The following is a 14,501-nucleotide window of genomic DNA, read 5'->3' as shown; positions in this document are numbered from 1 at the left end:
TTGCAAGCTTTATTTTTAATAATGAAGTCGCTTCGCGACACTATTTAATCCCCTCTCCCCCACGCTGCGCGCGGGGGAGAGGGGAAGCCCGGTGAGCTCAATTAAATACCTGGGGAGTTACCCATCATATTATATTGCTTAACTTTTTTTGAATATATTGTATTAATTCTGAAGTCTGTAATGGGGTAGTTCATCTCAATCAACAAATTCTTCATTTTGCATACTGTCTCATTCATTTTAACGGCAAGACTACCGTAATTTCATCTCAATAGTTCCGCCTCTAAGCAGCTTGATAAATTGGAAATCTATCAATTTTTTCATTATAAATTTCTTGGGCATCGGTAAGTGATAGTTTTGAGTAAACTTCTGGTTTTATGACCTGAATAGGGTTGAAAGCATCATCTACGCCTGCTTTTTGATGGCGTAATTTATGTGGTGAGATACTTCGTTGAAGTCTCTCACTGCCATTGGTTAAGGAATGTAGCCTGGATGAAGCACAGTGTAATCCGTAAATGGGTCCCCACTTTCGTGGGGACGACAATGATGCTCTTAACTTAATTTGCAGGTGGGTTTACATTTTTATTTTCAGGATTAGTTGGTTCCTGAACTGGTTTTTTAGTTGTTACGGTTCCTCTTGGAGCAGCTATCATTTGTGTAATACCCAAATCACCATTAGGTTTACGATTTACCGTTAAATCAACATTTAATAATTGACTTACCTTTTCTTTCTCATTTTGATATACCACCATCAAAGGTAAAGTTAATTTCCACTGATTGTCTTTAACCTCATTCACTAACACTTGCCCATCAATCTGACTGCTTACCTGAAGATTTTGTGATTTAATCGCAGCAACATTACCTGACTTTTGTAATGCTGTATTAAAACCAGTCCAACCTTGTTCAGTAAAACAGGCTTGCAGTTTTTGTATTTGTTCATCAATAGTTGCTGGATTGAATGTAAACGCTTGTATGGTCGCATTTTGCGACCAGGTTAAGAGAATTGATTGTTCTACCTTTTTAGTTTGCGCAGAAATTTTATAGTTGCAATCAATCACCGGAGCTGCCGGAGCTTGTGCGGGGCCAGGATTGGGTGGTGGGGTCACAGGTGAGGTAATTGGAGTGGGTGCAGATGCTGGGGCTGGAGTGGTAGTTACCGATTGCGCCGGATCCGCATAAACTTGAGTACTTATTAGAGTAAATAGTGCACTCCAAATTATGGTGTTCTTCATGAAATAAACTCCTTAAATAGTGTGTAGCAATTCTGCAATAATTAGTGCAGCCAGTCTGGCTGTTTTTTGATCTTGATCCAGAGGTGGCGAGAGTTCAGCAATATCTAAGCTAACTACTTTGCCACTTTGCATGATGTATTTCAAGAGTGGTACTACTTGCCAAGGGGTTAAGCCTAAAGGTTGAGGCGCACTGACACCAGGAGCAAAGCATTCTGCGAAAACATCCAAACAAATAGTGAGATATATATGGTCCAAATTCAACATAAATTCATCAAGAAAAGCAAAATTCCATGCCATATTTTGTTCATAAATTTTTTCTGCAGTTAAGTAACGTACTTTTAATTTTTGAGCATGTTGAAATAAAGTGGCGGTATTGCCTGATTTTTGTATGCCTAAACAACAATAATCGAACGGTCGTTTATTTTCTTCACACCAAAGCGCAATTTGGGAAAAAGGGGTTCCTGAGTTCCCTGGTTGTCCAGATTGATATGGGCGTATATCAAAATGGGCATCAAAGTTAATAATACCTAATTTATGATAGTGGGGGGCTAATCCTTGATAATGTGCCCAGGCAATCTCATGTCCTCCACCAAAAGCAATAGTATGATGCCCTTGTTGGTGACAATAGCTGACCAAACTGGCAAATTGGCTTTGTGCTAACTCAAGTTCCTCTTGTTCACACACAATAGTTCCTAAATCATAATAAGTTTTATTTGTAGCGCAGGGTAATTTCGCTAATTGTGTTTTGATTTGATCAGATCCTAACTTAGCTCCAGGCCTACCTTGATTTCGTTGCACACCGGCATCGCTAGCAAAACCAAGAAAAATCGTCTTTTTATCTTTACTGATTAATTCAGTTGGTTGTGTTGGAAAAGTAATTTTTTCAAAAAAACGCTCTGCACTTGCTGTATCTTTTCTACCTTGCCATAGTTCTTTCTTAGCGGGTCGGTAATTAGAAAGATTATCGAACATTCAATGACTCCTGTTGCAATGCTTTTTCTGAAACTTATTGAGCTTATAATAACTTACTATAGAGAGAAAAAGAAAATTTCGTCCATAATAAAATTATGAGGGTATTATCGTAATTTCATGTATGACAGAATGTTGGTCATGTACCTCGTTATTGTAATTAAATTATGCCAACTTGGGCCAATGTCTGGTATTATCAATTAACTTATTTTAATGATACAGAGGATATTGTGTTTATAATTACTGGTGGTGGAAGTGGGATAGGACGAGCATTAGCCTTATCACTAGTTGAACGTGGTAAAAAAGTATTAATCATTGGGCGTCGTGAGCAGTTATTGCGAGAAACAGTAGCATTTGGTGGCGCTAATATTAACTACTTGCAAGCAGATGTTGCCAGTACCGAAGGTTTAAATACCATCAAAAATCATTTAAATAATGTATCTCATATCGATGCTTTAATTAATAATGCCGGTACTTTGCAGCCGTTAGTGACCTTACATGATGTACCAGCTGACGAATGGCAAAATGCATTAAATACTAATTTAAATGCCGCTTTGTATTTACCACAAATGCTCTATGAAAAATTAACCTTGGGACGTGTTTTAAATATTGGTTCAGGGGCTGCTTACTTTGCTATGAAAGGATGGGGGGCTTATTGCGTCACTAAGGCGGCCCTGGCGATGTTAACCAAGTGTTGGCAGTTGGAATCAAAGTCAGTTGCATTTGCCAGTGTAATGCCTGGGATTATTGATACTCACATGCAAGAATTAGCGCGTAGTCATGAAAATCCTGATGATGATAAAAGTAATTTTTATCAGCGTTTAAAAGAGCATGGGCGGTTGATTTCACCTGATATTGTCGCTTTATTTTTAACCTGGTTATTGCTTGATGTTGATACAAGCACGTTCATTTCTAAAGAATGGGATATTTATGATAATAAGCACCATTCATCTTGGTTAAAACCACCACATCAAGTATTGCACTGGGATTTTTAGTGGCTACCTGCGATAAATTATTACTCAATGCAACAACTATTGATGCTTTGGGAAATCCATTGCAACAACAAGCGATTGTGATTAGCAACGGCCTTATTATTTGGACAGGCGAGCAGTCGGCCTTACCCAAAATATATCTTGATAGTAAAGAGAAACAAGATTGTCAGGGGCGGTTAATTACTCCGGGCCTAATCGATTGCCATACTCATTTAGTTTATGCTGGAAATCGTGCCCACGAATTTCAAATGAAGCTGGCAGGAGTGAGTTATGCTGAAATTGCTAAAGCTGGTGGTGGTATCCTTTCTACAGTGCAGCAAACGCGTGTTGCATCCGATGAAGAGCTTATCGAACAATCCTTACCGCGAATATTAGCTTTAAAAAATGAAGGGGTTACAGCCGTTGAAATTAAATCAGGCTATGGTCTGGATTTACCTAATGAATTAAAAATGCTGCGTGTAGCTAAGCGTCTTGGCGAAATGACTGGGTTAAGAGTACAAAAGACTTTTTTAGGTGCGCATGCTGTCGGCCCTGAGTTTAAGGGGAATAGCCAAGCTTATGTTGATTTTCTTTGTCAGGAATTATTGCCAGTTTTAAAAGAAAGTGATTTAGTTGATGCTGTAGATGTTTTTTGTGAAAGCATTGCTTTTTCTTTACTGCAAACAGAGCAAATTTTTCGGGTGGCACAAGATTTTAATTTACCAATTAAATGTCATGCTGAACAGTTATCAAATCTTGGTGCAAGTAAGCTAGCTGCGCAATTTGGAGCTTTGTCATGTGAGCATTTGGAATTTATTGATGAAAAAAATGCCACAGCAATGGCTAAAGCAAATACGATCGCGGTATTATTACCCGGAGCTTATTATTTTCTTCGCGAAAAACAGAAACCTCCAATAGAGTTATTACGAAACATTGGCGTAAAAATGGCTGTTGCTACAGATTGTAATCCAGGTTCATCTCCTACGGCTTCTTTGCGTTTGATGATGAGCATGGCTTGTCAGCTTTTTGGTTTGAGTATACCTGAAGTACTTGCAGGGGTAACCAGTAATGCCGCAAGAGCATTAGGTCTTCATGAAAAAATAGGACATATTGCTCCAGGAATGGTTGCAGATTTGGTATTATGGTCGATAAGTGAGAGTGCTGCTCTTTGTTATTATTTTGCCTATCCTTTAGCGCATCAAACGATGATTGCTGGGGAATGGATTTAATGAATGATTTTGTATTGGGAAATTAGAAAATGATGAATCAATTTAAAACTATTTTATCTGTATGTCTTATTGTTTGTGCGCTTACCGTACAGGCTGTTACTCCTGTTGCATTAAAGAAAGAAACCGCAAATTATATTCTTGACGTTAATTACCCACAAGGTTTTAAAGATGCCAATGTGAATACTGTGGTGAAGGATTTTATCGAATATACAGAGAAAAATTTTTACAGTGAAATTGCAAAAGAAGATGATGTTGGTGCTGATGTTTCTGGCAAGTCAGGTTTAAACATTATTTACTCTATTGCTTATCAGCAAAATAATGCATTAAGCATACGTTTTAACGTCTCTATTTATCATCGCGGTGCAGTACATCCTTTAAACACTGTGTCCGTATTGAATTTTATTAATGGTCGTCAAGTGAAGCTTGCAGATTTATTTGTTCCTGGTGCAGATTATTTAAAACCTATTTCTAAAATCAGCAATAAAAAGATTAGTGCGAAAAATATTTCTGATGCACAATGGATTCAAGAGGGTACAAAACCAATTGCTGAAAATTATCATAATTGGTTATTCACGCCACACGGTCTAGCAATTATCTTTGATAGTTATCAGGTTGCGGCTTATGTTTACGGAGCGCAAACTGTCTTAATTCCTTTATCTGCAATGTCACGTTTAGTGAAACCAGAGCTATTGAATACTGTTTGGAAAAAGCCTTAATGACTGATACTCCTTTTATAGCTACCGATAAGAAAGTAGCTGAATTAACTTTGCGTGTGATTATTTTGGCTATAATATTGACGATGTTATTAGCCATGTCAAATGCATATCTTGCGTTAAAATTAGGTATTTTAACATCAGCCTCAATACCTGCAGCTATTATTTCTATGGGGATTTTAAGATTTTTTAAAAGATCGACCATTCTTGAAAATAATGCAGTGCAAACGGCAGCTTCAGCGGGTGAGGCTGTAGCTGGAGGAATTGTTTATACAATTCCTGCATTAATTATTATTGGTTATTGGAACCACTTTGATTATATAACCAATTTTTTTATCGCAATATGTGGTGGGATATTAGGTGTTTTATTTTCAATTCCATTACGACGAATTCTTGTTAATGACCGTAACTTAAAATTTCCTGAAGGTAGGGCAATTGCAGAAGTATTAAAATCTTCAGAGGAACGCTCCGGTATTAAAGATATTTTACTTGGTGGTACTATTGGTGGTGTCATTGAGTTATTACAAACAGGTTTTAAGGTGGTTGCCAATAGTTGGAGTTATTGGTTTGTAACAAAGCGCACTTTGTTCGGTATGGGTGCTGGATTTTCAGCAACAATGATTGGGGCGGGTTATCTTGTTGGCCATGATATGGCAGTGAGTATTTTTTTAGGTGCGGTCCTGTCGTGGGTTATTGCTATGCCCATTTTAAGCACTTATTACCCGGAGATTATCAAGCATTATCCAGCAGCAAAGGCGGCTACCTTCTTATGGAATAGTGAAATGCGCTATTTAGGAATAGGGGCCATGTTGTTTGCAGGAATGTGGACCTTTTTAAAATTAGTTAAGCCTCTTTCTCGGAGCATTGATAATTCCCTGCGTGTATTTATATCCAAAAGTAAAATGGATACGCAAGTACCACGTACTGATAAGGACATTCCTCTGCCTTATATTTTTATGGGTATAGGAGGGATGGCTGCCATTCTCTTTTTATTCTTTCAATCGGTCCTGCCTTTAGAGCAAGTAGGACTAGATAATGACTATTCACCAACCATTGTTTTTTTAGGCGTACTTTATGTTTTATTTATTGGTTTTATCTTTTCAGTGATCACGGCTTATTTTTCTGGAATGGTGGGTGTTACTGCAAGTCCAGGAAGTTCGGTGGTGATTTCAGGAATGTTATTTATCGCTTGGTTATTATTAGTTGCTCTTCATCATTTATTGCCACTGCCTTTGAGTCCGAATCAGATTCAGGCAGCTGAAGCAATTACTATTATGATTGGTTCGGTAGTTACAGGTATTGCTGCAATTGCAAATGATAATACTCAGGATTTGAAAGTTGGACAACTGGTGGGAGCAACTCCTTGGAAGCAGCAATTGATGCTACTGCTAGGTGTGGTGATTTCTTCTTTGGTTATTCCTCCTGTAATGCAGCTTTTATTTAGTGTATATGGTATTGCTGGGGTAATGCCTCATCCAGGAATGGATGTTAGCCAATCCTTACCTGCACCTACGGCAGCGTTAATGGCAGCAATTACGGAAGCCGTTTTTCAAAATTCATTGCCTTGGGGCATGATGCTGGTTGGTTGCAGCATCATTTTAGTTGTTATTTTTATCAATAAGGTTTTTAAGTTAAGACGGTATTTGAATTTGTCAATTTTAGGCATTGCCATTGGCATGTATTTACCTATTTCTTCTTCCTTTCCATTATTTATTGGTGGCATGGTTGCTCTGTTTGTGCAAAAGCGGCTACGCCGTATGGAAAAAAAGGATGAAGAACGAATACTCAGAAAGCAAAAGGGAACATTAATTGCCTGTGGCCTGGTTGCGGGTTCTGCAATCATTGATGTGTTACTCGCTATCCCATTTTCCATTGCTCAAAATCCTGATGTATTACAATTAGTAGATCCTGATTGGAAAAACATAGGGGTTTGCCTTGGTATAGTTTCAACACTTTTGTTAGCCTGGTGGATTAATCACCGTGTTTGTTCTGGTAAAACTAAATGAGAATATGTTTTAGACAAGAAGAGCCGAAAATGAAATTTAGCTCTTTTTTTGACTGATTTGTGATTTGGCTAGCAAATTGTCACTGAGGGCAAAGCATGCTGCACTCGCTTCGGGATCAATATTCCTTAATCGATATCCATCAAGTTCAATTGCATAAATGGAAGAAAAAAACTCATCTTGCTCATTGGTAATTAAGCGATTTCTTAGAATATTATAGGCTGCAACAAGGGCATTGCTAGGATCTGGATTGTCTTCAAAAAAACAATTTAAGCGATTGATCTTGGTGGTACATACACAAATATTCACTAAGGATCGTTTTGTCAGTTGCGCTAATTCTTTAGCAATGAGTGTATAATCAGAAGAATTGTGAGTGTTCTCAACAGCTAGTTTTGATAATTCGAGTCCTGATTGATACAATTTATTTTGATTTGTATCATTTGGGCTATTTATGTAGATTAAGAAGGCACGTCGGAAATTAAAAAGTATCTTCTCAGCTTGATCGTTTCTGCTTTCTTCTATATTGATTGAGTTCATAATTTTCTGCTATAGAAATGATATTCATACATCAATTATACAAAAAATTATCAATTTGTGTTAATTTTAATCTTTTTGTTAATTCAATATTTTAACTAACTTATTGAATTAACATCAATTTTTATTTTTTGAGCAAGAATTTTTTTAAAGAGGAGAACCATTTGCTAAAATTACTTTAAGTAAGGTAATCTCGGTGGAAAAATTATTTACCACCGATAAAGATTTTGAGGAGCGAGCAGTTCTTCATCAATTAAGCCAGGATCATCTTCATTCTCACCTAAAACCGCCTGCTTAAATTCCTTCAGGGCTTTGTTTTTTTCAGTTTGGTCAAGGGTTAGAAAGGTTTTTTTGTATTCTTGACGTTTTTCTGGATCCATTAGCCCTTGTCCACCTATTATTCCTAAAACCATTCCTATTCCTGCGTATAATGCAGCCACAGCTTTTCTAAGTACTTCATGTACTCGATAGAGCCAACCATATCCCATGATTCTATCTGCTTCTTTGACGTTTTGGTCACAGATTTTTCGAAAATTAGCGATATTTTCTCTAATATTTTCCAAACTTGTTTTTGGGGTTAAACCATCAAAAAATTCTTGTTGTGCTTTCAATAAATTGTTGTATGCTTCTTTTCCTTTTTTATATGCAGCGGTTTCTTTTTGAGTATCTGGACTAATCCTTTCATCAAGTAAGTTTAAACTTGCACAAAATTTTTTCTGAATCTGCGTTTTCCTAACAATAAACGTTACTCTAGCTTTTAAAAAATCTGAGGCTTTATTTTCAAAATCGATATCACTTTTTAGATAAAGTAAAAAATTATCGCTCAATTCGCGGCTAATGTTTTGTTGATTACATACATTATATAATGCAGTAGAAAAATCTTTTTCGCTTACGATACGGCTTACCAAGCTTTCCTCGAAATGAGATAATTCATTGGCAGTGAGTGGGCGAATGGAGTCTTGATCTGTTACTTGTCTGTCTATTGATGGAATTTTGTGGACAACTACTGGAGCAAGTAATGTTAAAGCCAAATCATATATTGGGGCCTCAAATGCAGGTTCTTCACCAGAGGGTGTTTGACAAGAAATACTTTTGCTGGAACGTTCCGCGGGAAGATGATTATAAAGCAATTCTATAAAAGCATTACTAACTTCAGCGACATTGGTTAATTGCGAAGACAATTCATTGATATATCTTCTACTCTCTTCAGTGAGTTCACCTAATAAATCAATTGCTACAGAAAATGGGACATGATTCGAGTTATATAAGAATTTATCCAGTTGCGCTATAGTTTTTGCTAAAATGGTGAATTGAGCTGTCTCAGCCTGTTGATGCATCAATTGTACATGACGTTTCAATAAACTTAAGCCTATTTGTGTGGGATAATAAGAATCCCCTAAAAGAGGAACATACATAGCCAAGTGACTGGAATCATGCATCTGGTCTTGTGTTCTATTTTGAGGATCGGGTGTTCGTTCCCAATGTCCACCTGCCTGGGCACCTTCTACCCCTCCCGAATGAAACATAGAAATCACCGATGTCTCATTATTTTGCAGTTTTTGTTCTTGTCCACCTTGAAAATAATGAATAGCAAAACCTAATGGTTTTGCTATATAGGCATAAATGATATCAGAGCCCAGACTGGCATAGCGAGCAGTAGCAACATCTAACATTGTTAGTTGATTAATATTCTCGATCCCAAAATTTACTCTTTCATCTTCATCACAGGCTTGTAAAGATTCATTTAAGAATAATCGTAGTACTGGACCGAAAATCATTTGCATGTCAAATGCATTGGGATAAGCATCTAATAGTTGATCCAAGTTACTCCAATTAAAAGGAGGACGTAATCCATAATAGCGGATAAAAGTTTCTAAAAGCCGATTATAAGCTACAGAATTGGGTTGATTAGGTTGAGTGGCACGCTGTTTGATTGCTTGTCTTAACTCAGGAGTTATTATATGCAACCCGCAATTATTTAATACTGCTGAAATACTTGGCTCAGGCATAAACTTCATTTCCGAAAAAAAATTACATGAATTGTACCTCATAATCATTAAGGTATTATTAAATACTAATCCTAAATTTTGAGGCAATCATGAGCTCAGTGCGAAACTTGTGTTAATATTTCCTTAATGTTTAATTGCTAAAATTTAAAACAGAAAGCCGCAATATCTTTAATAACGGAGCATATTTATGCCAATTATGTTTTTTAAAAATAAACCTGATCCTAAAAAGAGTTTTTTTCAAAATTATTATGATCATCTCAAGCATTTAGAAAAAGAACTTACTAAGTTATGGGAAACAGAACCAAAAACAATAAATTTAATTGTTGATGAAGCGCTTAAACGAATGAGTTTATTTGAGCGTCTACGTGATAGATATGATTATATGGATGAGGTAGTTGGTGCTACCGCTTTGCCCCTTATGGGAATGATTGCGTCAGGTGGGCTACTTCTTGCTTCTATCTGGGAGGGGACGCAAGCATTAGCTGTTCATCTAAATATGGTTGCAGATCATAATGATGACCATGGATATACTGCTGCCGCTTTGTTTGTCTTCTCAGTTGGGCTAGCGATTGCCTCTGCTGCTACTTTCTTAAAGTCGGCCATTAGTTTGGTAACTAGACCAGTTATTACTGCACTAGAAGGATTTGCACCACAAGATAAAGCTCGCTTTGAGGGAGATTCTTTTGTCGCAAGGGCAGAGTCTTTTCTAGAAAGTTTAAGTTATTAAGTGTAATAATACTTCTTTGCCGGGGTTTGTAAGCTGAAACCCCAGAAATATCTGAGTTTTTTAAGAATCTCATTAATTTTTATCAATTGTCTATCAGAGCTTCATGAAAGCAGCATTAGCTATGATGCAGTTATTTCAATAGTACTAATATCAATGATCAAAATCAGGATAAGCATCCGCGAAAGGAGTGTAAGTCAAATTTTGTTCGTGGGCGCGAGGCTTATTCGTGCCCACCAACTGATTACAATGACTCGATTCGTGTCTTATGCGCTAATAGTTTTTCCTTTGTTTGTTGTGCGTGGGCAAGCTTTTCCTGTTCTTTAGCAATAATTTCAGCCGGGGCTTTATCCGTAAATTTGGGGTTATTTAACTTCCCTTCAGCAAGACTAATATCCTTATCCAATTTAGCCACTTCCTTAGCTAAACGCGCTAATTCCGCTTCTTTATCAATTAAATCAGCCATTGGGATGAGTAATTCAACTTCACCTAAAACTGCTGTGGCGGATACAGGCACTTTTTCCTCAGGGTCAAAGTACTTAATTTGAGTTAATTTACTCAAAGCTTTGAATGTATGCTCATATTTTTCAACGCGCGCTTGCAGTTCTGGGGTAATATTACGAATAAATAAAGGAATCTGCTTGGCAGGGGATATAGACATTTCACTGCGAATAGTACGAACGGCCTGGATTGCTGATTTTAGCCATTCGAGTTCTTCTTCAATGGCATCATTAATAAATTCTTCATCAACCTGAGGATAAGCACTCAATAGGATACTGGCGCCATTTTCACTAAGTTTAATGGTTCTTTGCCAAATTTCTTCAGTAATAAATGGCATGATGGGATGTAATAATTTTAAAATTTGATCTAATACATGCAATAAAGTTCTGCGGGTTCCGCGTTTTAATGCGCTTAATGCATCCTCATCTTGCAGAACAGGCTTGGATAATTCCAAGTACCAGTCGCAATATTCATACCATACAAATTCATAAATGGTGCTTGCTAATAAATCAAAACGATAAGTTGCAAAATAATGATGTACTTTACTAATCGTTCTTTGTAAACGCGATAAAATCCACTCATCGGCTGGCGTGTATTGGAATGCTCCATCACCAAAATCCGCTTGCTCTTCACCTGTATTGAGTAAGACATAGCGTGCTGCATTCCATAATTTATTGCAGAAATTGCGGTATCCCTCAACTCGGCCTAGATCAAAACGTACATTACGCCCCGTAGAGGCTAAAGAGCAATAGGTAAAGCGCAACGCATCAGTTCCGTAAGCGCTGATGCCTGCAGGGAATTCTTTACGGGTTGCTTTAATAATTTTGTCACGTACTGAAGGCAGCATTAAATTAGAAGTACGTTTTGCGATCAATGATTCCAAATCAATACCATCAATAATATCCAGAGGATCAAGTACGTTTCCTTTGGATTTGGACATTTTATGCCCTTCGCTATCACGAATAAGCCCCGTGATATACACTTCTTTAAAGGGTACTTTTCCAGTAAATTTTAAACCCATCATAATCATACGGGCAACCCAGAAAAAGATAATGTCAAAACCAGTAACCAATACTGAGGTAGGATAAAATTGCTCAAGCTCTGGTGTGCGCTCAGGCCATCCTAAAGTAGAAAAAGGCCATAGTGCTGAGGAAAACCACGTATCCAAAACATCTTCATCTTGTTTTAATGAGGTGCCTTCTTTAATTTTATATTTAAAGCGTACATCATTTTCACTATACCCCACATAGACATTACCATTGCTGTCATACCATGCGGGAATGCGATGCCCCCACCATAATTGGCGGCTAATGCACCAATCTTCAATGTTTTCCATCCACTGAAAATAAGTTTTACTCCAATTTTCAGGAATGAAGCGAATCTCGCCATTTTTCACTGCATTAATCGCTGGTTCTGCCAAAGGCTGGATTTTTACATACCATTGATCTGTTAATAAAGGCTCAATAATCACATTTGATTTTTCACCACGAGGCACTTTTAATTTATGTGCTTCAGTTTTGATGAGAAAATCTTCAGCTTCTAAATCTTTGATGATTTGTTCTCTGGCAACAAAACGATCCATACCTTGGTATTTGATAGGTGCATTTTTATTAATGGCAGCTTTTTTGGTAAAGATATTAATTAAAGGCAATTGATGACGCTTACCTATTTCATGATCATTAAAGTCATGAGCAGGAGTGATTTTTACACAACCACTGGCAAATTCTTTATCAACATAATTATCAGCAATAATAGGAATCGTTCTATCACATAATGGTAGCTGTACTTGTTTACCAATTAAGTGTTTAAAGCGCTCATCTTCAGGATGTATGGCAACTGCCGCATCCCCTAATAAGGTTTCAGGACGAGTGGTTGCGACAACCACATATTCATTCGAGCCAACTACAGGATAACGAATATGCCATAAAAAACCATCTTCTTCCTCAGAAAGGACTTCAAGATCAGAGATTGCTGTTCCTAATTTAGGGTCCCAATTTACCAGGCGGGTGCCACGATAGATCAAACCTTCATCATATAATTGCACAAAGACTTTTTGTACTGCAGCAGATAAGCCTTCATCCATGGTGAAACGCTCTCTGGTCCAATCGACAGAGGCTCCCAGACGCCTCATTTGTTGAGTGATGGTATTCCCAGACTCATTTTTCCATTGCCAAACACGATCTAAAAACTCTTCACGACTTAATTCTTTTCTGGAAATTCCCATAATCTCTAAACGGCGTTCTACAACTAATTGTGTAGAAATACCCGCATGATCAGTACCAGGCTGCCACAGTGTGCGATCACCTAGCATACGATGATAACGGGTTAGTGCATCCATGATGGTGTGTTGGAAACCATGCCCCATATGCAAACTGCCGGTGACATTAGGGGGGGGCAGCATAATGCAATAACGTTTTCCATCACCTTGTGGCTGAAAGTAATTATGACTTTCCCAAGTCTTGTAACATGCAGTTTCAATCGCTTCTGGGGCATAGACTTTATCCATGATTTAACCTGTACTGAGAAAAGCGGAAATTTTAACACAGGTTTACTGCACGAGACAAAGAAATGACATGCTTTGTTCTTGTATGATCAGTCTTTTTTATCATTATAAAAACTGAATCTTGGGTTATTAAAAATTTATCTCTAAATCAAAATATTCAAACTCATTTATTCTGTATATCCTGTGTAATAACTTTGATTGCTACATCGCAGAATGTAAACCCAATAGATTTTTTCACACATGATTTGCGCAATAAATGACTGATACCCGATTTAGATCGACTACGCTTTTCGCTTTCCATAATTCATATTCTGCTTGCATAAGTAACCAGCTTTCGGGCGATCTTCCGAAGGCCTTAGAAAGTTTTAGTGCCATAATAGGAGAAATGTCTGATTCACCTTTAATCAGGCGCGAAAAAGTAGATGGCGATACATCAAGTTTAGTTGCTGCTGTTCTCAGACTAATATTCAGTGGGTCGATATAGGTTTCCTTAATAAACTCCCCTGGGTGGGGTGGGTTATGCATGTTCATTAGTGATAATCCTCATAGTTCACAATGTAGATGTCGCCATCTTCAAATATAAAAGTTATTCTCCAATTCCCATTAACCGTAATTGACCAGCAATCTTTCCGTTGTCTTTTCAGTGGATGCAAGTTATATCCTGGTAAATTCATATCCTCGATACATTGAGCAGTGTTAAGCGCTGCAAGTTGCATTTTAAACTTATTTTGATGCTTTGGTTGAATACCAGAACACACTCCCTTTTCGAAGAACAATTGTAAGCCTTTATGTTTGAATGATTTAATCATCTTAATATTGTAGCGTGTTGCGCATCGAGAATCAATAATCGTCTTTTACCAATATGTAATGATCATAGAATGAAAATGAATGATATTTATGACTTTAAGTCATGTTTTAATTTAGTTAGTAACCTATCTAAACCTTGCGCAGTTTAGCTTCACGAACTGCAAGAGATATTTTAGACCATATTACGGTGAGTATAGTTAAAGAGCTGAACACTGCGATATAAAGTTATCTGCTTCTTATTAGAAAATAAGGCCAATGTAACTCCCCAGGTATTTAATTGAGCTCACCGGGCTTCCCTTCTCCACCGCG

At 37.4% G+C, this 14,501-nt stretch carries 12 protein-coding genes; 5 read left to right on the top strand and 7 right to left on the bottom strand.

Annotation, left to right across the window (positions count from 1 at the left end; all coding sequences use genetic code 11):
* Positions 1–554 precede the first annotated feature (554 nt).
* Both QM652_RS11665 and hutG read right to left on the bottom strand, forming a co-directional pair.
* Positions 555–1,229, bottom strand: a complete 675-nt coding sequence (locus QM652_RS11665) for a DotI/IcmL family type IV secretion protein (RefSeq protein ID WP_415075980.1) — start codon at positions 1,227–1,229, stop codon at positions 555–557.
* Positions 1,230–1,241: 12 nt separating this feature from the next.
* Complete coding sequence (gene hutG, locus QM652_RS11660) at positions 1,242–2,201, bottom strand: formimidoylglutamase (RefSeq protein WP_415075978.1); 960 nt, start codon at positions 2,199–2,201, stop codon at positions 1,242–1,244.
* Positions 2,202–2,428: 227 nt separating this feature from the next.
* Between hutG and QM652_RS11655 the strand changes: the two genes are divergently transcribed.
* The 4 genes from QM652_RS11655 to QM652_RS11640 are packed head-to-tail and all read left to right on the top strand — an operon-like array spanning position 2,429 to position 7,117.
* Complete coding sequence (locus QM652_RS11655; protein ID WP_415075982.1) at positions 2,429–3,193, top strand: SDR family NAD(P)-dependent oxidoreductase; 765 nt, start codon at positions 2,429–2,431, stop codon at positions 3,191–3,193.
* Entirely contained in the window at positions 3,193–4,398 is a 1,206-nt protein-coding gene (gene hutI, locus QM652_RS11650) for an imidazolonepropionase (protein ID WP_415075976.1), read from the top strand. Before QM652_RS11655 ends, hutI begins: the two co-directional genes overlap by 1 nt.
* Before the next feature lie 29 nt (positions 4,399–4,427).
* A complete protein-coding gene (locus QM652_RS11645; protein WP_415075974.1) occupies positions 4,428–5,114 on the top strand; it encodes an RsiV family protein in 687 nt (228 codons plus the stop codon).
* Positions 5,114–7,117, top strand: coding sequence for an OPT family oligopeptide transporter (locus QM652_RS11640; protein WP_415075972.1), 2,004 nt, complete (start codon positions 5,114–5,116; stop codon positions 7,115–7,117). The genes QM652_RS11645 and QM652_RS11640 overlap by 1 nt, the downstream gene beginning before the upstream one ends.
* Before the next feature lie 36 nt (positions 7,118–7,153).
* On the opposite strand, the gene QM652_RS11635 is transcribed toward QM652_RS11640, so the two are convergent.
* Positions 7,154–7,651 (bottom strand): hypothetical protein, encoded by a 498-nt coding sequence (locus QM652_RS11635; RefSeq protein WP_415075970.1) that lies wholly within the window; start codon positions 7,649–7,651, stop codon positions 7,154–7,156.
* 206 nt (positions 7,652–7,857) lie between these two features.
* Complete coding sequence (locus QM652_RS11630) at positions 7,858–9,657, bottom strand: hypothetical protein (protein WP_415075968.1); 1,800 nt, start codon at positions 9,655–9,657, stop codon at positions 7,858–7,860.
* Between the two features lie 187 nt (positions 9,658–9,844).
* Here QM652_RS11630 and QM652_RS11625 point away from each other — a divergent pair, with 187 nt between their 5' ends.
* Positions 9,845–10,384, top strand: coding sequence for a hypothetical protein (locus QM652_RS11625; protein WP_415075966.1), 540 nt, complete (start codon positions 9,845–9,847; stop codon positions 10,382–10,384).
* Between the two features lie 241 nt (positions 10,385–10,625).
* Here QM652_RS11625 and QM652_RS11620 read toward each other — a convergent pair whose 3' ends face one another.
* The 3 genes from QM652_RS11620 to QM652_RS11610 form a co-directional block, all read right to left on the bottom strand.
* Positions 10,626–13,388, bottom strand: a complete 2,763-nt coding sequence (locus tag QM652_RS11620; protein ID WP_415075964.1) for a valine--tRNA ligase — start codon at positions 13,386–13,388, stop codon at positions 10,626–10,628.
* A 231-nt stretch (positions 13,389–13,619) separates the two neighbouring features.
* Positions 13,620–13,916 carry a HigA family addiction module antitoxin gene (locus tag QM652_RS11615; protein WP_415075962.1) on the bottom strand — a complete coding sequence of 99 codons (297 nt, stop codon included), beginning with the start codon at positions 13,914–13,916 and terminating at the stop codon, positions 13,620–13,622.
* A complete protein-coding gene (locus QM652_RS11610; RefSeq protein WP_415075960.1) occupies positions 13,916–14,194 on the bottom strand; it encodes a type II toxin-antitoxin system RelE/ParE family toxin in 279 nt (92 codons plus the stop codon). Before QM652_RS11610 ends, QM652_RS11615 begins: the two co-directional genes overlap by 1 nt.
* Positions 14,195–14,501 lie beyond the last annotated feature (307 nt).

The sequence above is a fragment of the Legionella sp. genome (assembly GCF_047605385.1).
GTDB lineage: Bacteria > Pseudomonadota > Gammaproteobacteria > Legionellales > Legionellaceae > Legionella.
The sequence above is the reverse complement of the archived record's forward strand: the minus strand, read 5'-3'. Positions and strand labels throughout refer to the sequence as shown.